The organism is Nocardioides sp. FY1077 (assembly GCF_058681775.1).
In genome coordinates, this window is sequence record NZ_JBZWDB010000001.1 from 41,138 (window position 1) to 58,922 (window position 17,785).

The following is a 17,785-nucleotide window of genomic DNA, read 5'->3' on the forward strand; positions in this document are numbered from 1 at the left end:
AGACTCGGGGCATGTGCCGCAACATCCGCCCGCTGAACAACTTCGCGCCGCCGGCGACGTCGGAGGAGGTCTCCGCGGCGGCCCTGCAGTACGTGCGCAAGGTCAGCGGGACCACCGCGCCGTCGCAGGCCAACCGGGAGGCCTTCGACCGCGCCGTGCGCGAGATCGCCCACACCACCGAGCACCTGCTCGCCGAGCTGGTGACCGCCGCCCCGCCGAAGGACCGCGAGGTGGAGGCCGCGAAGGCCAAGGCCCGCGCGGCGCTGCGGTACGCCCGGTGACGGTGCTGCCCGCGGCCCCGGCCGCCCGCACGCCCGACACCACCCCCGGCGCACCCCGGCCCGCGGGAGCGCCCGCCCGCAGCCCCGAGGCCCACGCCGCCGCGCTGGCGCTGCTGGCGCACCGGCCGTTGGTCGTCCTCACCGGCGCCGGGCTGTCCACCGACTCCGGCATCCCCGACTACCGCGGACCGCAGGCCCCGGCCCGCACGCCGATGACCTACCAGGAGTTCGTGGCCACCCCGCAGGCCCGGCAGCGCTACTGGGCGCGCAGCCACCTCGGGTGGGGCCGGATGCGCCACGCCGAGCCCAACGCCGGCCACCGCGCCCTGGCGGCACTGGCCCCCGACCTGCTCGTCACCCAGAACGTCGACGGCCTGCACGAGCGCGCCGGCACCCCGCGCCTGGTCGCCCTGCACGGACGCATCGCCGACGTCGTGTGCCTGGCGTGCCGGCGCACCTCGTCGCGGGCGGCGCTGCACGAGCGGCTCACTGCGCTCAACCCCGACTTCGCCGGCGCCCACCGCGACGCCGAGACCCGCCCCGACGGCGACGTCGAGCTCGACGACACCGACGGCTTCGTCGTCCCGGCCTGCGACTGCGGCGGGCTGCTGAAGCCCGACGTGGTGTTCTTCGGCGAGAACGTGCCGGCTCCCCGCGTGGAGCGCTGCTTCGCGGCTGTCGACGCGTTGGCGGCGAACGGCGGTGCGCTGCTGGTCGTCGGCTCGAGCCTGACGGTGATGAGCGGCTTCCGGTTCGTGCGACGGGCCGCGAAGGCCGGCACCCCGGTGGTGGTCGTCAACCGCGGCGCCACCCGCGGCGACGCGCTGGCCACGCACGCGGTGGAGGCCGGCTGCACCGACTTCCTCGGCGACCTGCGCGAGGCGCGCGGCGCCTGACGCCGCGTCGGGACCTGTCGACCGGCGGGCCGACCGGCAGGCCGACCGGCGGGGCTCAGAGGCGGCGGACGAAGATGTGGTCGGCGGCGTCGAGGACGATCTCGGCGGTCTCGCCGCCGGAGCCGACCAGCACGCCCGCGGAGGTCTGCACCACGGTGACGGTCTTGTCGGGCAGTGCGCCGACGCGCCGCAGGGCGCTCATCAGCGACTCGTCCTTCTGCATCTCCTCGGAGATGCGGCGCACCAGCACCCGGCCCTCGTCACCGGAGGCGACGTCGGCCAGCGACTCGACGCCGGTCATGAACTCCTCGCCCACCTGGTCCTGGCCCAGCTCGTGCAGCCCGGGAATGGGGTTGCCGTACGGCGACTCGGTCGGGTGGTCGAGCAGGTCGAGGAGGCGGCGCTCGACGGTCTCCGACATCACGTGCTCCCAGCGGCAGGCCTCCTCGTGCACCAGCTCCCAGTCGAGGCCGATCACGTCGGTGAGCAGCCGCTCGGCGAGCCGGTGCTTGCGCATCACCCGGGTCGCCAGTCGCAGGCCCTCGTCGGTGAGCTCGAGGTGGCGGTCGCCCTGCACGGTGAGCAGGCCGTCGCGCTCCATGCGGGCCACGGTCTGCGAGACGGTGGGGCCGCTCTGGTGCAGCCGCTCCGCGATCCGGGCGCGCAGGGGCACGATGCCCTCCTCGACCAGCTCGTAGATCGTGCGCAGGTACATCTCGGTGGTGTCGATCAGGTCGCTCACGCTCCTAGTCTCCCCCATCGGCGCACACGCTCCGCCCACGCCGCCCGCGGCGGGCACGCCCGGCCCGCCACGCAGGCCCGAGGGGGGAGGTGGCACCGCCCCGACGGTGCCAGGGTGCGTGGGGTGACCGACGCCCCCAGCTCCGTGATGTGGTTCCGCCGCGACCTCCGACTGGCCGACAACCCCGCGCTCCTCGACGCCGTCGGCGAGGGCGCGGTGCTGCCGCTGTTCGTCCTCGACCCGCGCCTGTGGGACCCCGCGGGCCCGAGCCGTCGGGCCTACCTCGCGGCCTCGCTGCGCTCCCTCGACGCCGCGCTGCGCGAGCGCGGGGGGCGCCTCGCGGTGGTGCACGGCGACCCGGTGGAGCAGGTGGTGGCCGCGGCACGGGCCGTCGGGGCCACCCGGGTGCACGTCGCCGCCGACTTCGGCCCCTACGGCCAGGAGCGCGACGAGCTGGTGGAGCAGGCGCTGGGCGCCCACGACGTCGAGCTCGCCCGCACCGGCTCGCCGTACGCCGTGGCGCCCGGCCGGGTGGTCAACGGCTCCGGCAAGGCCTACCAGGTGTTCACGCCGTTCTCCCGCGCCTGGGGCGAGCACGGCTGGCGCGAGCCGGTGGCCGCACCCACCGGTGGGTCGTGGCTGACCCTGGACGACGGCACGGTCGACCTGCCCGACCCCGAGGTGCCCGAGGGCCTGGAGCTGCCCGAGGCCGGCGAGGACGCCGCCCGCGCGCGCTGGACGGCGTTCCTGGAGCAGGTGGACGACTACGGCGAGCAGCGCGACCTCCCCGCGGTGGCCGGCACCAGCCGGCTCTCGGTGCACCTGAAGTACGGCGAGCTGCACCCCCGCACGCTGCTGGCCGACCTCGCCCAGCGCCGGTCGGCGGGCGCACGGACCTACCGCACCGAGCTCGCCTGGCGTGAGTTCTACGCCGACGTCCTGGCCCGGCGCCCGGAGACGGCGCGGGAGTACCTGCGCCCGGAGTTCGCCCGGATGGCCTACGACCGCCCCGGCGAGCAGCTCACCGCCTGGCAGGAGGGCCGCACCGGCTTCCCGATCGTCGACGCCGGGATGCGCCAGCTGCGCGGCATGGCCTGGATGCACAACCGGGTGCGGATGATCACCGCCAGCTTCCTGGTGAAGGACCTCCACCTCGAGTGGCAGCTCGGCGCCCGGCACTTCCTGCAGTGGCTGGTCGACGGCGACCTCGCCTCGAACAACCACGGCTGGCAGTGGGTGGCCGGCAGCGGCACCGACGCCTCGCCGTTCTTCCGGGTCTTCAACCCCACCACCCAGGGCCGCAAGTTCGACCCCGACGCCGCCTACATCAGGCGCTGGGTGCCCGAGCTCGCCGACGTCGACGACCCGCACGAGCCGTCGGCGGCTGACCGCGAGCGGGTGGGCTACCCCGCTCCGGTCGTCGACCACAAGGCCGAGCGGCAGGAGGCGCTGGACCGCTACGCCGCGATCAAGGAAGGCTGAGGGGATGACGCCCTTCCCCGCCCACCTCGTCGTCCCCGGCCGCTTCTGCGGGCCGCCGCGCTCGGGCAACGGCGGGGTCACCGCCGGGCTGCTCGCGGGGGCGCTGCTGGACGGCGCGCTCCTGGACGACACCGACGCGCAGCCGGGCGGCGGGGGCGCCCCGGCCGTCGAGGTGTCGCTGCGCCGTCCGCCCCCGCTCGACCGGCGGCTTCTCCTCGAGCCCCTGCCGGGCGACGCCGGCCGGGCGCCCGGCCTGCGGGTCACCGACGCCGGGGAGACCGTGGCCGAGGCGCGCCCGGGGTCCGCGCCGCTGGAGGCCGTGCCGGGGGTCGACGCGGCGACGGCGCGGGCCGCGCAGGCGGCGTACGCCGGGCTGGTGCACCACCCGTTCCCGACCTGCGTGGCGTGCGGGCCGGACCGCGAGCCCGGCGACGGCCTGCGGGTGTTCCCCGGCCGGGTCGACGACCACGACGGGCGGATGCGGGTGGCGGCCACCTGGACGCCGCACGCCGGCGCCGCCCGGGCCGGTGACGAGCCGGTCGACGACGACCGCGCGTCGCGCGCGGTGACCTGGGCCGCCGTCGACTGCATCGGCGGCTGGGCCGGCGACATCGGCGCGCGCCCGATGGTGCTGGCCCGGATGAGCGCGCAGGCGCTGCGGGCGCCCCGCCTGGGCGAGGAGCACGTCGTGGTGGGCGTCCACCGCCGCACCGAGGGCCGCAAGACGCTGACCGCGGCCACCCTGCGCGACGCCGACGGTGCCGTGGTGGCCACCGCCGAGCACCTGTGGGTGCGCGTCGACCCGACCGCGTTCGCCTGAGCCGGCTCGCCGGCCGGGCACCCCCGCGGGGGCTGGCAGCGCCCCGGCGCGTGTGGTGGACTCAGCGCCATGACTTTGAACGATCCAACGACGCCCGAGGCCGCCGAGTGGTGGCGCCACGCCGTCATCTACCAGGTCTACCCGCGCTCGTTCGCCGACAGCGACGGCGACGGCGTCGGTGACCTGCCCGGCATCACCGCACGGCTGCCCCACCTCGCCGCACTCGGGGTCGACGCCCTCTGGATCTCGCCGTTCTACACCTCCCCGCAGAAGGACCACGGCTACGACGTCGCCGACTACCGCGACATCGACCCCCTCTTCGGCACGCTCGCCGACGCCGACGCGCTCCTCGCCCGGGCCCACGAGCTCGGCCTGCGGGTGGTCGTCGACCTGGTGCCCAACCACACCTCCGACGCCCACGTCTGGTTCCAGGCCGCGCTGGCCGCCGGGCCGGGCAGCCCCGAGCGGGCGCGCTACCTGTTCCGCGAGGGCCGCGGCGTCGACGGCTTCGAGCCGCCGAACAACTGGCACTCCGTCTTCGGCGGTCCCGCCTGGACCCGCGTCGACGACGGCCAGTGGTACCTGCACCTCTTCGACTCCTCCCAGCCCGACCTCGACTGGCGCAACCCCGAGGTCGGCGACATGTTCGTCGACGTGCTGCGCTTCTGGCTCGACCGCGGCGTCGACGGCTTCCGGGTCGACGTGGCCCACGGCCTGGTCAAGGAGGAGTCGCTGCGCGACCAGCTGGTCGACGACGGCGGCGCCCCCGCCAGCGGCGAGATCAACCCGCAGGCGGTCTCCAGCATGGTCGAGCGCACCATGCGCGACGAGCCGATGTGGGACCAGCCCGAGGTGCACGACGTCTACCGCCGCTGGCGCACGGTGCTGGAGGCCTACGACGGCGACCGGATGCTGGTCGCTGAGGCGTGGACCCAGTCGCCGGAGTCGATGGCGCGCTTCGTGCGACCCGACGAGATGCACCAGTCGTTCAACTTCTCCTGGCTGCTCGCGCCGTGGTCGGCGCAGGAGTTCGCCTCGGTGGTCACCGGCACCCTCGCCGCCCTCGCGGGCGTGGGCGCGAGCCCCACCTGGGTGCTGAGCAACCACGACGTCGTGCGCCACGCCACCCGGTACGGCGGCGGCGAGGTCGGCCTGGCCCGCGCCCGCGCCGCCACCCTGGCGATGCTCGCGCTGCCGGGCTCCTCCTACCTCTACCAGGGCGAGGAGCTGGGCCTCGAGCAGGTCGACGTCGCCCCCGAGCACCGGCAGGACCCCTCGTGGCTGCGCACCGGCGAGGTCGGCCGCGACGGCTGCCGGGTGCCGGTGCCGTGGTCCGGCGAGGCACCGCCGTACGGCTTCGGGCCCGGCGAGTCGCAGCCGTGGCTGCCGCAGCCGGCCGGCTGGGGACCGCTCGCGGCGTCGGCGCAGGAGGGCCGTGCCGGCTCGACGCTGGAGTTCTACCGCGAGGCGCTGGCCGCGCGACGGGCGTACGCCGAGACGGCCGGTGACCAGGTGGAGGTGCTCGACCTCGGCCCCGACGTGCTCGGCCTGCGCCGCGGGCCGCTGACCGTGGTGGTCAACTGCGGCGACACCGCCGTGACGCTGCCCGCCGGCGACGTGGTGGTCGCCAGCGGGCCGGTCACCGACCGGCTGCCGCCCGACACCGCCGCCTGGCTGACCGGGGCCTGACGGCCGGGCCGGCGCCGGCCGGTCCGGCTACCGGTCGCCGGGCTGGTTCAGCGCGGCGTTGTAGCGGTGGAGGACGGCGACGAAGTCGGCCAGCTCGTCGTCGTCCCAGTCCACCAGCCGCTCGTCGAGGAACCTGCGGCGGTGGTCGGTGACGTCGGCCAGGCGGCGCACGGCGTCGTCGGTCGCGCTGACCAGCGCGGCCCGGCGGTCCTCCGGGTCGGGCTCGCGCACGAGCAGGCCGAGGTCGACGAGGTGCTGCACCTGGCGGCTGATCGCGCCCTTGTCGAGGTGGAAGGCATCGGCCATCGCCGAGGACCGCATCGGGCCGTGCTCGGCGAGGTAGCTCAGCATCAGGTAGGAGGCCGGCTGCATCTCCTCGTGCACGGCGTGGGCGCGCTCGCCGATCACCCGCTTCACGCGGCGGATCAACACGCCCACCTCCTGCTCGAGGTGCATCAGGTGCTCGGTGCGCTGCGCCTTCACGGCGTCACCGCCGCGGCGTCGTGCTCGGCGTCCCGCTCGGCCTCGCTGGGCACGAGGTCGTTGGTGGTGCGCAGCGGCACCTCCTTGATGAACAGCACGCACACCAGGGCCAGCACCGCGAACGGCGTCGCCACGAGGAACAGGTGGCCGAACGACTCACCGAACGCGCTCTGGAACACCTCGCGCACGGGCGCGGGAAGCGTGTCGAGGTCGGGGATGGTGTGGCTCGCGGCGTCCCCGCCACCACTCACGCCGATCGCGGCCAGGCCGCTGGCGACCTTGTCGGCCACCTGCGTGCTGAGCAGGGCGCCCAGCGCCGAGACGCCGACCGAGCCGCCGAGGGAGCGGAAGAACGCCACGACCGAGCTGGCCGCGCCCATGTCCGCCAGCGACACGTTGTTCTGCACCGCCAGCACCAGGTTCTGCATGGTGGCGCCGAGGCCGACGCCGAGCACGGCCATGAACGCACCGACCACGACCAGGCTGGTGGTGTCGTCGATGGTGCCGAGCAGGGCGAGGGCCACCACGACGAGCACCATGCCCCCGACCAGCCAGCGCTTCCACAGACCGGTGTCGGAGATGATGCGGCCGGTGACGATGCTCGAGACGAGCAGGCCGCCGACCATGGCGATCGACATGAGGCCGGCCTCGGTGGGGGTCATCCCCCGGGCGACCTGGAAGTACTGGCTGAGGTAGACCGTCGAGCCGAACATCGCGACGCCGATGAGCGCGGAGGCCACGGTGGCCAGCGCCGTCGTCCGGTCGCGGAAGAGCCGCAGCGGGATGATCGGCTCGGCGGCGACGCGGGCCTCGACGTACAGGGCGGCGGCGATGACGAGCACACCGGCGGCGATCATGACCGCAGTGGTGACCGAGGCCCAGGCGAACTGGTTGCCGGCGAGGCTGACCCAGATCAGCAGGATGCTGACGCCGGCCATGATCAGGGTGGCGCCGAGGTAGTCGATCGACACCTGGCGGCGCACGACGGGCAGGTGCAGCGTCTTCTGCAGCAGCACGAAGGCGACGGCGGCCACCGGCAGGCCGACGAAGAAGCAGCCGCGCCAGCCGAGGGGCGAGTCGACGACGAGACCGCCGATGAGCGGGCCGCTGACGGTGGCCAGGGCGAACGTCGCGCCGATGTAGCCGGAGTAGCGACCGCGCTCGCGGGGGGTGACCATGCTGGCGATCACGACCTGCACCAACGCGGTGAGGCCGCCCACGCCGAGGCCCTGCACGACGCGGGCGCCGATCAGCACCTCCATGGAGGGCGCGACCACCGCGACGAGCGAGCCGACGGAGTAGATCACCAGCGCCAGCTGGACGAGCAGCTTCTTGCTGAACAGGTCGGAGAGCTTGCCCCAGATGGGGGTGGTGGCGGTCATCGCCAGGAGGGTCGCGACGACCACCCAGGTGTAGCCGGTCTGGGTGCCGTCGAGGTCGGCCACGATCACCGGCAGCGCGTTGGTCACCACGGTGCTGCTGAGCATCGCCACGAACATCGCCAGCAGCAGCCCGCTCATCGCCTCGAGGACCTGGCGGTGCGTCATCGGCGCGGCGGTGCCGTCCGGGGCGGGTGCGGAGGGGGGTGGTGCCTGGGTCGTCGTCACGGTGCCTGCTCGTCTCATGCGGGATAGAAGGTTGCCATCGGCAACCATATTCCCCGGTGGGCCGCCCCGGCAAGCAGGCCGGGCGTGGGCCCGGTCACCCGCCGTCCGCCACCCGAGCCGCCCTGGCCGCCTTGGCGGCCGCCGCCTCGCGCCGGGCCTCGGCGTGCACGAGCGCCTCGTCCCAGCCGGCGCCGCGGGCGACGAGCGCGCGGTACTTCATCGTCTCGGTGCGGGCGTCGACGCACAGCGCGCCGATCAGCCGCTCGCCGCGCCGGTAGAGCGCGACCCAGCGCCCGGGCACGGTGGGGTCGCCCTCGACGATGCGCACCTCGTCGGCCACCGGCGAGCCGACGACCTGGATCCAGGTGCCGTACCAGTCCGACCACGAGTAGGGCACGGTGCCGTACGGCGTCGCCCGCTCGGGGTCGAGGGCGTTGCGCACCGCTGCGGCGCCCTGGTCGGCGGCGGCGGTCCAGTTCTCGCTGCGCTGGCGCTCCCCCATCGTCGGGTTGGGCCACGACGCGACGTCGCCGGCCGCCCAGACGCCGGGCACCCCGGTCCACAGCGTCTCGTCGCACACCACGCCGTCGCCCAGGTCGAGCCCGGAGCCGGCGAGCCAGCCGGTGGTCGGGGTGATCCCGATGCCCACCACGACCAGGTCGGCGGGGAGCGTCGTGCCGTCGTCGAGCAGCACCCGCTCCACCCGACCGCCGGCTCCCTCGACGGCGCGCACGCCGGTGCCGGTGCGCAACGTGGTGCCGTGGCGGTGGTGCAGCACCGAGAGCGCGGCGCCCATCTCCTCGCCCAGGGCCCGCACCAGCGGCGTGGACGCCGCCTCGACGAGCGTCACGTCGACGCCGTGCGCACGGGCGCTGGACGCCACCTCGGAGCCGATGAACCCGGCGCCGACCACGACGGTGCGGGCGCCGGCGGTGAGCGCCGAGCGCACCTCGCGGGCGTCGTCGAGGGTGCGCAGCGCGTGGACGCCGGCGAGGTGGTCGGTCCCGGGCAGGGTGCGCGCGGCCGAGCCGGTCGCCACCACGACGGCGTCGTACGGCACCTCGCGCCCGCCGACCGCGACCACGCGCTCGCGGGGGTCGAGGCCGGTGGCGGGGCTGCCGAGCACCAGCTCGACGTCGAGGTCGTCGAGCACCTCGCGCTCGCGGTGGTACGGCGGCGCCACCGGCTCGCCGTCCGGCCCCGGCGCGAGGAACTCCTTCGACAGCGGCGGCCGGTCGTAGGGCAGGTGCACCTCGTCGCCCACGAGCGTCACCGACCCGGTGAAGCCCTGCTCGCGTGCGGTCTCCACCGCGCGGAGGCCGGCGAGGGAGGCGCCGACGACGACCAGGCGCCCGGTGCTCGGGTCCACGGCTGCTCAGGCCCCGAGCCGGGCTGCGTCGTGGTCGGTGGTCGTCGTCATCGCGGGCCTCTCGTCGGACGCACGCCCGTCGTGCGCACCGTCACGGTGCCAGACACCTCCGCACCGCACGGCCCGGGGGCATGGGACAGGTCACGGGGCGGTCACCCTTCCGTGGGGGGAACCGACGACGCGGGCGTGGCACGGTGGGGGTGTGCGGCGGGAACGGCCCGCCCCCGTGGACGGAGGCATGATGGCCGAGGACGACAAGCCGAAGAGGGCACGGTGGATCGTGCCGGCTGCCGTGCTGTTCCTGCTCCTCCTCGTGGGAGGCACGATCCTGCTCATCGGGATCATCCAGGGCGACGACACCGACCTCGAGGACCAGCCGCCTGCCGGGGACAACTCCAGCAGCACCAACATCGGCTGACGCACCAGCCCGGCTCCGGTCGGCCGCGAGGAGCATCAGCGGCCACCGCGGGCCGGGAGCAGCGGCCGTGCCGGGGACTGCGTAAGCCCGCGTACGGAGCCGTTCCGGCCACTGCGATGGCCGCTGTTCTCCAGCATCCCCGGGTCGACGTGTCGGGGCCCACACCCCCGCGGGTGAACACCCCCTGCGGGAGCGCTCCCCGGGACCACGCGGCCGGTCGGCCGGACCGGCCCGGGGCAGGTACGGACGCGGGCGTCCGGGGTTTCGACACGGGCGCTGCGCGCCCTGCTCGACCGACGAGGGGGCCGCGCTGCGCGCCCTGCTCGACCGACGAAGGAGCCGGGCCGCCCTTCGGTGGTCGAGTGCCGAGGAGCGCCAGCGACGAGGTGTATCGAGACCACGCAACCGTCGGCGTGGACCCGCCGAGGCAGCTACCAGCGCGGGCGTCCGGGGTTTCGACACGGGCGCTGCGCGCCCGTGTCGACACGGGCGCTGCGCGCCCTGCTCAACCAACGAGGGGGCCGCTCGCTGCGCGCCCTGCTCGACCGACGAAGGAGCCGGCCGCCCGTCGGTGGTCGAGTGCCGAGGAGCGCCAGCGACGAGGTGTATCGAGACCACGCAACCGTCGGCGTGGACCCGCCGAGGCAGCTACCAGCGCGGGCGTCCGGGGTTTCGACACGGGCGCTGCGCGCCCTGCTCAACCAACGAGGGGGCCGCGCTGCGCGCCCTGCTCTCCGACGAAGGAGCCGGGCGGCCCTTCGGTGGTCGAGTGCCGAGGAGCGCCAGCGACGAGGTGTATCGAGACCACGCAACCGTCGGCGTGGACCCGCCGAGGCACCTACCAGCGCGGGCGTCCGGGGTTTCGACACGGGCGCTGCGCGCCCTGCTCAACCAACGAAGGGGCCGCGCTGCGCGCCCTGCTCGACCAACGGAGGGGGCGGCAGCGATAAGCCCTCGCGAACTGTCGGTGGTCACCGCGATGATTCCGGGTGGCGGCACCGGTCGACCTCCTCGACCACGTTGGCCCCCACGTCGCACCGAGAGGAACCCGATGGGCGAGATGATCCGCGCGACCGGACTGGTCAAGCGCTACAAGGAGGTCGTGGCCCTGCAGGGGCTCGACCTGTCGGTGCCGGAAGGCACCGTGCTGGCCCTGCTGGGGCCCAACGGAGCCGGGAAGACCACCGCCGTCCGGGTGCTGGCCACGCTGCTCAAGCCCGACGGTGGCAGCGCCGAGGTGGCCGGCGTCGACGTGGTGGGCGACCCGGAGGGCGTGCGGCGACGCATCGGCCTGTCGGGGCAGTACGCCGCTGTCGACGAGCACCTCACCGGCTACGAGAACCTCGAGATGGTCGGCCGGCTCTACGGGCTGGGCCGCGCCAGGTCACGGGTGCGCGCCCGCGAGCTGCTGGAGCGCTTCGACCTCGCCGACGCCGGCGACCGGCCGTCCAAGACCTACTCCGGCGGCATGCGCCGCCGCCTCGACCTCGCGGGCGCCCTGGTGGCCGAGCCGCCGGTGCTGATCCTCGACGAGCCCACCACCGGCCTCGACCCGCGCAGCCGCCAGCAGATGTGGGACGTCATCCGCGAGCTGGTGTCGTCGGGGTCGACCCTGCTGCTCACCACGCAGTACCTCGAGGAGGCCGACCGGCTCGCCGACGACATCGTCGTCATTGACCACGGCACCGCCATCGCCCGCGGCACCGCCGACCAGCTCAAGGCGCAGACCGGCGGCGAGCGGGTGGAGGTCGTGCTCCGCGACCCCACCCAGCGCGACGGCGCCACCCGCGTGCTCGCGGGGGTCGCCGTGGGCGAGGTGGGCGTCGGCGACAACGGCCGGGGCCTGACCGCCGCGGTCGACGGCGGCGCCGGCTCGCTGCAGCACGTGCTGGAGGGCTTCCAGCGCGAGGGGATCGGCGTGCTCGAGGTGGGCCTGCGCCGGCCCACCCTCGACGACGTGTTCCTCACCCTGACCGGGCGTCCCACCGAGGAGGTCACCGCCGACGGCGCCGCCGCCAAGGCGGGCAAGCCCGGCAAGAACAAGCCCGGCCAGACCGGCGACGGCGCGAGCCGCACCGCCGTCGGCGCCACCCCCACCCGAGCCGAGGAGGTCCGATGAGCAACACCGCCGTGCGCACCGCCACCGACGGGTGGGTCGTCGCCAAGCGCAACCTGATCAAGATCAAGCGGGTGCCGGAGGTGCTCGTCTTCGTCCTGATCTCACCGATCATGTTCGTGCTGCTGTTCGCCTACGTGTTCGGCGGCGCGATCGACACCGGAGGCGTCGACTACAAGGAGTTCCTGGTCGGCGGCATCTTCGCCCAGACGGTCGTCTTCGGGGCCACGTTCACCGGCGCGGGCCTGGCCGAGGACATGCAGAAGGGCATCATCGACCGGTTCCGGTCGCTGCCGATGTCGTCGTCGGCGGTCCTGGTGGGCCGCACGACCTCCGACGTGGTGTACAACCTGCTCTCCATCATCATCATGTCGCTGACCGGCCTGCTGGTCGGCTGGCGCATCCGCGAGGGCGTCCTCGACGCGCTGGCCGCCTTCGGCCTGCTGCTGCTGTTCGCCTACGCGATCAGCTGGGTGATGGCGTGGGTGGGGCTGCTGGTGCCGAGCGTGGAGGTCATCAACAACGCCTCGTTCATCGTGATCATGCCGCTGACGTTCGTCTCCAACGCGTTCGTCCCGCTGGAGTCGTTCAGCGGTGTGCTGCGCACCTTGGTGGAGTGGAACCCGGTGTCCACGCTCACCCAGGCGGTCCGCGAGCTCTTCGGCAACGTCGACCCGAGCGTGCGGCCCTCCGACGCCTGGTCGATGCAGCACCCCACGCTCTACACGCTGGCGTGGGTGGTGATCATCCTGGTGGTGTTCGTCCCGCTGTCGGTGCGCCAGTACCGGCTCTCCACCAGCAAGTAGGGCTCCAGCACGTAGGGCTCCAGCGAGTAGGGCTCAGGCCTTGCTGGCGGCCACGGCGAGGCGGTCGACGAAGTCGTTCATCCGGTCACCGGAGTGGCCCTTCACCCAGCGGAAGGCGACGTCGCCACGGGCCGCGACCTCGTCGACCAGCGGCTCCCACAGGTCGCGGTTGGCCACCGGCTTCTTGGCGGCGTTGGTCCACCCGCGCTGACGCCAGCCCAGCCACCAGGCGTCGCGGAAGCAGTGCACGACGTAGGTGGAGTCGCTGACCACGACCAGCGGACCGGGGAGCGCCAGCACCGCCTCGAGCGCGGCCCGGATCTCCATGCGCTGGTTGGTGCTGGGCCGCTCCGCGCCCGAGGCGTACACCGACTCATCGAGCGCCCAGGCCCACCCCCCGGGCCCGGGGTTGCCCGAGCAGGCGCCGTCGGTGAACACCTCGCGGGCGCCGGGCGGCTCGGCCATCGGCGGCCGGGACGGGCGCTTGGCGCGAGCCGGTGACCCGGCGCGCGACGGGGCACGGGAAGGGGTGCGAGCGGGGCGGGTGGCAGTCGGCACGGGCGCCACCCTCACACAGCCCTCCCCCTTGTGGGGGAGGGGGGAGACGGGGGGCCCCCGTAGGGGTGGGGCGGGGGGGCTCTGGGGGCCCGTAGAACGGAGGTCCACGAGGAGAAGGAGCCCCATGCCCGCAGTGGACCAGGCCGCCAGGACCGCGCCGCCGACGACCCCGGGTGTCGACACCGACACCAGCTCGTCGAGCCCGGCGACCCCGGCGACCGCTCGTGGGTCCGCCCGGCAGGACGACCGGATCACGGTGGCCTCGGTCCCGCGGGGCCACGTCTACGTGCGCCACCTCGAGCGCGAGGACGGCCGGGACGCCGTACGCCGCCTCGACGACCCGCACCCCGACGACCCGAGCCGGACCGCGGGGCAGCGCTGGTGGCCGCCGGTCATGCTCGACGCCGCCTGGGTGCGCGACGCGCCCCGCGACGCCTTCGACGTCCTGCACCTGCAGTTCGGGTTCGACTCCCGCTCCCCCGCCGAGCTGGCCGAGCTCGTCGCCGCGCTGCGCGACCGCGGCACCCCGCTGGTCCACACCGTGCACGACCTGCGCAACCCCCACCACCGCGACCGCACCGAGCACGACGCCCAGCTCGACGTGCTGGTGCCGGCCGCCGACGCGGTCGTCACGCTGACCCCCGGCGCGGCCGCCGAGATCGCCCGCCGCTGGGACCGCGAGGCGCTGGTGCTGCCGCACCCCCACGTCGTGGACACCGACACGATGGGCCAGGCCCAGGACTGCCGCGCCAGACGCCGTTCCGGACCGTTCCGCGTCGGGGTGCACCTGAAGAGCCTGCGCGCGAGCATGGACCCCCTCGCGGTGCTCCCCACCCTGGTCGAGGTGGTGGCCGACCTGCCCGACGCCGTGCTGCAGGTCAACGCCCACCACGACGTGATGGACCCCTCCTTCCTGCGCCACGACCCCGCGCTGGCCGCCTACCTGGGCACCGCCGCAGTGCAGGGTCGCCTCGACCTGCAGGTGCACGACTACCTGCCCGACCAGGACCTGTGGAACCACCTCGGGTCGCTCGACGTCTCCGTGCTGCCCTACCGCTTCGGCACCCACTCGGGCTGGCTGGAGGCCTGCCGCGACCTCGGCACCACCGTGGTGGCGCCGACCTGCGGCTACTTCGCCGAGCAGGGCCCGGTGCTGTCGTACGGGCTCGACGAGCACACCTTCGACGCCGACTCGCTGGCCGCTGCCGTGCGCCGCGCCCACGACGAGCGTCCGCGGCTGGGGGCGAGCATCGAGGAGCGCCGTCTGCAGCGCGACGGCGTCGCCGCCGCCCACCACCGGCTGTACCGGTCCCTGGCGTCGTGAGGAGCCGCCTGCGCATCTGCCTCGTCGCGAGCAGCCGCCACCCCATCGCCGAGCCGTTCGCCGGCGGCCTGGAGTCGATGACCCACCAGCTGGCCAGCGAGCTCGGCCGGCGAGGCCACGAGGTCTCCCTCTTCGCCGCCCCCGGCAGCGACCCCGCGCTCGACGTCACCGAGCTCGACGTGGCGACGTTCGAGCCGTCGGCCCCCGCCATGGCCGACGTGAACGCCCCGTCACGGCAGTGGATGGACGAGCACCACGCCTACCTCGGGCTGATGCTCCAGCTCGCCGAGGACGGCGGGTCGCGCTTCGACCTGGTGCACAACAACAGCCTCCACCACCTCCCCGTCGCGATGGCCCACACCCTCGAGACGCCGATGATCACCACGCTGCACACCCCGCCGGTGCCGTGGCTGGAGTCGGCCGTGGAGCTCTCGCCGCGCGGCAGCACCTTCGCCGCGGTCTCCGAGCACACCGCACGCTCCTGGGGTCACGTCGCGCCCGCCGTACCCATCCTGAACGGCGTCGACGTCAGCCGCTGGCGTCCCGGCCCCGGCGGCGGGCCGGCCGTCTGGTCGGGCCGGCTGGTCGCCGAGAAGGCCCCCCACGAGGCCATCGACGCCTGCCGGGCCGCGGGCATCCCGCTCGTGCTCGCCGGACCGGTGCACGACGACGTCTACTTCCAGCGCGAGATCGCGCCGCGCCTGGGCCGCCAGACCGTGCACGTCGGCCACCTCGGCCACGGCGCGCTCGCCCGGCTGCTGGCCCGGGCGTCGGTGGCGCTGGTGACCCCCGCCTGGGACGAGCCCTACGGCCTGGTGGCCGCGGAGGCGATGGCCTGCGGCACCCCGGTGGCCGCCTACGACCGCGGCGCCCTGGCCGAGGTGGTCGGCACCGCCGGCGGCGCGCTGGCGACGGCCGGCGACGTCGACGACCTCGCCCGCGCCGTGCAGGACGCGCTCACCCGCCCCCGCGGCGCGGTGCGCCGCTACGCCGAGGAGCACTGCTCGCTGACGCGCATGGTCGACGAGTACGAGGAGCTCTACCTGACCTCCACGTCGTCGCGCCGCGCCGCATGATCGGCTACTACGTGCACCACCACGGCCGCGGTCACCTGCACCGCGCCGTCGGCCTCGCCGCCGAGCTCGGCCGCCGCGGCACCGCGGTCACCGGGCTGTCCTCGCTCCCCCGGCCCGACGGGTGGGCAGGTGACTGGGTGCAGCTCGAGCGCGACGACGAGACCACCGACACCGACCCGACCGGCGACGCGGCCACCGACCCGACGGCCCACGGCCGGCTGCACTGGGTGCCCCGCCACGATCCCGGCCTGCGGGCCCGCGGCGCCCGGCTCGCCGCGTGGGTGGCCGAGGCCGACCCCGACGCCGTCGTGGTCGACCTGTCGGTGGAGGTCACCCTGCTGGTGCGCCTGCTGGGCGTGCCCGTGGTGGGCGTCGTGCTGCCCGGACGCCGTGGCGACGCCGCCCACCTCGTCGGCCTCGAGGTCGCCGACGCGCTGGTGTCGTTCTGGCCACCGCAGGCGCAGCACATGCTGCGCGACGTCCCGCCCGCCGTGCTCGACCGGCTGACCCCGGTCGGCGGGCTCTCCCGCCTGACCGCCCCGGCCGCCGCGGCCGACGCGACCTCGGCGGAGGCCGAGCCCGACGCCGGCGACGACCGCCGCTCGGTGGTGGTGCTGCTCGGCGCCGGCGGCGACGACGTGGACGCCGACACGCTGGCGCAGGCGGCGGCGGCCACCCCCGGCTGGCGCTGGACCGTCCTGGGCGGTGCCCACGGCACCTGGGTCGACGACCCGACGCCGCTGCTGGCCGCGGCCGACGTGGTGGTGACCCACGCCGGGCAGAACGCCGTCGCGGAGGTCGCCACCCTTCGCCGTCCGGCCGTGGTCGTGCCGCAGGCCCGGCCGCACGACGAGCAGGTCTGCACCGGCGAGGAGCTCGCCCGCGGGCCCTGGCCGGTGCTCGTCGAGCCGGCCTTCCCCCGCACCGGCTGGGTCGGCCGCCTGGAGGCCGCCGCCGCCCTCGACGGCGGCGCCTGGCGAGGCTGGTGCCTGCCCGACGCGGCCGCCCGGTTGGCCGACGTGGTGACCGAGGTCGCCGACCGGGGCGCGCAGGTGACCGCATGACCCGCGTCGCGGTCACCACCATCGCCCAGGGCCGCCACGACCACCTCGCCGCGCAGCACCGTTCGCTGGCGCTGGGCACCCGCCTGCCCGACGACTACCTCGTCGTCGCCATGGACGACCCCGCCATCGAGGCGCTCAGCGCCGAGGGCAGCGCGACGCTGCGTCGTCGGGTGGAGCGCGTCGCCACGAGCCCGCAGGGGCTGCCGCTGGCCCGGGCCCGCAACCGCGGCATCGAGGACGCGTTCCGCACGGGTGCCGACGTGGTGGTGGCCCTCGACGTCGACTGCCTGGCCGGCCCCGGGCTGGTCGCGGCGTACGCCGACGTCGTCACCCGCCGGCCCGACACGATCTGGGCCGGGCCGGTGACCTACCTCGACCCGCCGCCCCAGGGCGGCTACGACCTCACCGCCCTCCCCGCGCTCGACGCGCCCCACGCCGCGCGGCCCGCACCGGCGCCCGGTGTCGACGTGGCCAACGACGACCCCGACCTGTTCTGGTCGCTGTCGTTCGCGTTGTCGCGACGCGCCTGGGAGCGCTCGGGCGCCTTCTGCGAGGAGTACGTCGGCTACGGCGGCGAGGACACCGACTTCGGCCACCAGGCGGTGGCCGCCGGCGTCGGGCTGGGGTGGTCTGGCGGCGCCCGGGCCTACCACCAGCACCACCCGGTCGAGCGCCCGCCGGTGCGCCACGTCGACGACATCCTGCGCAACGGCGCGATCTTCGCCCGGCGCTGGGGCCGGTGGCCGATGCTGGGCTGGCTCGAGGAGCTGGAGCGTCTCGGCCACGTCAGGCGTGACGGCGACGGCTGGGTGCGCGCCTGAGCGAGGGCGTCGACGTCCCCGGTGACGGTCGCACTGACGTCGTGCCGGCGGCCGTGGGGAGAAGAGGAACGGGCGGCGGACCCGGAGGTCCGCCGCCCGTCAGCGTCTGGAGGTAGGCACCCATCAGCGCGCTCTGTCTCGGATCACCCGGTGCTGGTGAGAAGTCACCCGCGGTGGTGAAGATGAAGACAGGTGAAACATAGCGGATGGATCCTGACGACACGCCGGGCGGG

17 protein-coding genes are annotated in these 17,785 nt (G+C 74.9%); 12 read left to right on the plus strand and 5 right to left on the minus strand.

Annotated features, from left to right (window positions below; translation table 11 throughout):
• The first annotated feature begins 11 nt into the window (after positions 1-11).
• Both AC4OR8_RS00220 and AC4OR8_RS00225 read left to right on the plus strand, forming a co-directional pair.
• The gene (locus AC4OR8_RS00220) at positions 12-281 is read left to right on the plus strand and encodes a DUF2277 domain-containing protein (protein WP_492163557.1); all 270 of its coding nucleotides are present in this window, start codon (positions 12-14) and stop codon (positions 279-281) included.
• Complete coding sequence (locus AC4OR8_RS00225; RefSeq protein ID WP_492163558.1) at positions 278-1,177, plus strand: NAD-dependent protein deacetylase; 900 nt, start codon at positions 278-280, stop codon at positions 1,175-1,177. Before AC4OR8_RS00220 ends, AC4OR8_RS00225 begins: the two co-directional genes overlap by 4 nt.
• A gap of 55 nt (positions 1,178-1,232) precedes the next feature.
• Here AC4OR8_RS00225 and AC4OR8_RS00230 read toward each other — a convergent pair whose 3' ends face one another.
• The gene (locus AC4OR8_RS00230) at positions 1,233-1,919 is read right to left on the minus strand and encodes an iron-dependent transcriptional repressor DtxR (protein WP_492163559.1); all 687 of its coding nucleotides are present in this window, start codon (positions 1,917-1,919) and stop codon (positions 1,233-1,235) included.
• 123 nt (positions 1,920-2,042) lie between these two features.
• Here AC4OR8_RS00230 and AC4OR8_RS00235 point away from each other — a divergent pair, with 123 nt between their 5' ends.
• The 3 genes from AC4OR8_RS00235 to AC4OR8_RS00245 all read left to right on the plus strand — a co-directional run bounded on the left by AC4OR8_RS00235 (position 2,043) and on the right by AC4OR8_RS00245 (position 5,910).
• Positions 2,043-3,401 (plus strand): cryptochrome/photolyase family protein, encoded by a 1,359-nt coding sequence (locus AC4OR8_RS00235; protein ID WP_492163560.1) that lies wholly within the window; start codon positions 2,043-2,045, stop codon positions 3,399-3,401.
• A gap of 4 nt (positions 3,402-3,405) precedes the next feature.
• Positions 3,406-4,221, plus strand: coding sequence for a hypothetical protein (locus AC4OR8_RS00240; protein ID WP_492163561.1), 816 nt, complete (start codon positions 3,406-3,408; stop codon positions 4,219-4,221).
• A 69-nt stretch (positions 4,222-4,290) separates the two neighbouring features.
• Positions 4,291-5,910, plus strand: coding sequence for a glycoside hydrolase family 13 protein (locus tag AC4OR8_RS00245; RefSeq protein WP_492163562.1), 1,620 nt, complete (start codon positions 4,291-4,293; stop codon positions 5,908-5,910).
• A 27-nt stretch (positions 5,911-5,937) separates the two neighbouring features.
• Here the strand turns inward: AC4OR8_RS00245 and AC4OR8_RS00250 are convergent, their stop codons facing one another.
• From AC4OR8_RS00250 to AC4OR8_RS00260, 3 genes are all read right to left on the minus strand, one after another.
• Positions 5,938-6,393, minus strand: a complete 456-nt coding sequence (locus AC4OR8_RS00250; RefSeq protein ID WP_492163563.1) for a MarR family winged helix-turn-helix transcriptional regulator — start codon at positions 6,391-6,393, stop codon at positions 5,938-5,940.
• Positions 6,390-7,940 carry an MFS transporter gene (locus AC4OR8_RS00255; RefSeq protein ID WP_492163564.1) on the minus strand — a complete coding sequence of 517 codons (1,551 nt, stop codon included), beginning with the start codon at positions 7,938-7,940 and terminating at the stop codon, positions 6,390-6,392. The genes AC4OR8_RS00250 and AC4OR8_RS00255 overlap by 4 nt, the downstream gene beginning before the upstream one ends.
• A gap of 154 nt (positions 7,941-8,094) precedes the next feature.
• A complete protein-coding gene (locus AC4OR8_RS00260) occupies positions 8,095-9,369 on the minus strand; it encodes an NAD(P)/FAD-dependent oxidoreductase (RefSeq protein ID WP_492163565.1) in 1,275 nt (424 codons plus the stop codon).
• A 238-nt stretch (positions 9,370-9,607) separates the two neighbouring features.
• Between AC4OR8_RS00260 and AC4OR8_RS00265 the strand changes: the two genes are divergently transcribed.
• The 3 genes from AC4OR8_RS00265 to AC4OR8_RS00275 all read left to right on the plus strand — a co-directional run bounded on the left by AC4OR8_RS00265 (position 9,608) and on the right by AC4OR8_RS00275 (position 12,709).
• Positions 9,608-9,787, plus strand: coding sequence for a hypothetical protein (locus AC4OR8_RS00265; protein WP_492163566.1), 180 nt, complete (start codon positions 9,608-9,610; stop codon positions 9,785-9,787).
• Between the two features lie 1,051 nt (positions 9,788-10,838).
• On the plus strand, positions 10,839-11,906 hold the full coding sequence (locus tag AC4OR8_RS00270) for an ATP-binding cassette domain-containing protein (protein ID WP_492163567.1): 1,068 nt from the start codon (positions 10,839-10,841) through the stop codon (positions 11,904-11,906).
• Positions 11,903-12,709 (plus strand): ABC transporter permease, encoded by an 807-nt coding sequence (locus AC4OR8_RS00275; protein WP_492163568.1) that lies wholly within the window; start codon positions 11,903-11,905, stop codon positions 12,707-12,709. Before AC4OR8_RS00270 ends, AC4OR8_RS00275 begins: the two co-directional genes overlap by 4 nt.
• 33 nt (positions 12,710-12,742) lie before the next feature.
• Here the strand turns inward: AC4OR8_RS00275 and AC4OR8_RS00280 are convergent, their stop codons facing one another.
• Positions 12,743-13,174: a ribonuclease H family protein gene (locus tag AC4OR8_RS00280; RefSeq protein ID WP_492163569.1), complete on the minus strand. Its 432-nt coding sequence runs from the start codon at positions 13,172-13,174 to the stop codon at positions 12,743-12,745.
• Positions 13,175-13,391: 217 nt separating this feature from the next.
• Here AC4OR8_RS00280 and AC4OR8_RS00285 point away from each other — a divergent pair, with 217 nt between their 5' ends.
• From AC4OR8_RS00285 to AC4OR8_RS00300, 4 genes are read left to right on the plus strand one after another with little or no spacing between them, the layout of a single operon-like run.
• Positions 13,392-14,591, plus strand: coding sequence for a glycosyltransferase family protein (locus AC4OR8_RS00285; RefSeq protein WP_492163570.1), 1,200 nt, complete (start codon positions 13,392-13,394; stop codon positions 14,589-14,591).
• Positions 14,588-15,667, plus strand: a complete 1,080-nt coding sequence (locus tag AC4OR8_RS00290) for a glycosyltransferase (RefSeq protein ID WP_492163571.1) — start codon at positions 14,588-14,590, stop codon at positions 15,665-15,667. Before AC4OR8_RS00285 ends, AC4OR8_RS00290 begins: the two co-directional genes overlap by 4 nt.
• On the plus strand, positions 15,664-16,731 hold the full coding sequence (locus AC4OR8_RS00295) for a glycosyltransferase (RefSeq protein ID WP_492163572.1): 1,068 nt from the start codon (positions 15,664-15,666) through the stop codon (positions 16,729-16,731). The genes AC4OR8_RS00290 and AC4OR8_RS00295 overlap by 4 nt, the downstream gene beginning before the upstream one ends.
• Positions 16,728-17,552 carry a glycosyltransferase family 2 protein gene (locus AC4OR8_RS00300; protein ID WP_492163573.1) on the plus strand — a complete coding sequence of 275 codons (825 nt, stop codon included), beginning with the start codon at positions 16,728-16,730 and terminating at the stop codon, positions 17,550-17,552. The genes AC4OR8_RS00295 and AC4OR8_RS00300 overlap by 4 nt, the downstream gene beginning before the upstream one ends.
• The last annotated feature ends 233 nt before the right edge of the window (positions 17,553-17,785 follow it).

What these genes read in the sequence shown, in the direction of transcription:
- AC4OR8_RS00300 (WP_492163573.1), top strand. Translation starts at nt 16,728, where the DNA reads ATGACCCGCGTCGCGGTCACCACCATCGCCCAGGGCCGCCACGACCAC.
- AC4OR8_RS00265 (WP_492163566.1), top strand. Translation starts at nt 9,608, where the DNA reads ATGATGGCCGAGGACGACAAGCCGAAGAGGGCACGGTGGATCGTGCCG.
- AC4OR8_RS00245 (WP_492163562.1), top strand. Translation starts at nt 4,291, where the DNA reads ATGACTTTGAACGATCCAACGACGCCCGAGGCCGCCGAGTGGTGGCGC.
- AC4OR8_RS00280 (WP_492163569.1), bottom strand. Translation starts at nt 13,174, where the DNA reads ATGGCCGAGCCGCCCGGCGCCCGCGAGGTGTTCACCGACGGCGCCTGC.
- AC4OR8_RS00255 (WP_492163564.1), bottom strand. Translation starts at nt 7,940, where the DNA reads ATGACGCACCGCCAGGTCCTCGAGGCGATGAGCGGGCTGCTGCTGGCG.
- AC4OR8_RS00275 (WP_492163568.1), top strand. Translation starts at nt 11,903, where the DNA reads ATGAGCAACACCGCCGTGCGCACCGCCACCGACGGGTGGGTCGTCGCC.
- AC4OR8_RS00240 (WP_492163561.1), top strand. Translation starts at nt 3,406, where the DNA reads ATGACGCCCTTCCCCGCCCACCTCGTCGTCCCCGGCCGCTTCTGCGGG.
- AC4OR8_RS00295 (WP_492163572.1), top strand. Translation starts at nt 15,664, where the DNA reads ATGATCGGCTACTACGTGCACCACCACGGCCGCGGTCACCTGCACCGC.
- AC4OR8_RS00270 (WP_492163567.1), top strand. Translation starts at nt 10,839, where the DNA reads ATGGGCGAGATGATCCGCGCGACCGGACTGGTCAAGCGCTACAAGGAG.
- AC4OR8_RS00285 (WP_492163570.1), top strand. Translation starts at nt 13,392, where the DNA reads ATGCCCGCAGTGGACCAGGCCGCCAGGACCGCGCCGCCGACGACCCCG.
- AC4OR8_RS00220 (WP_492163557.1), top strand. Translation starts at nt 12, where the DNA reads ATGTGCCGCAACATCCGCCCGCTGAACAACTTCGCGCCGCCGGCGACG.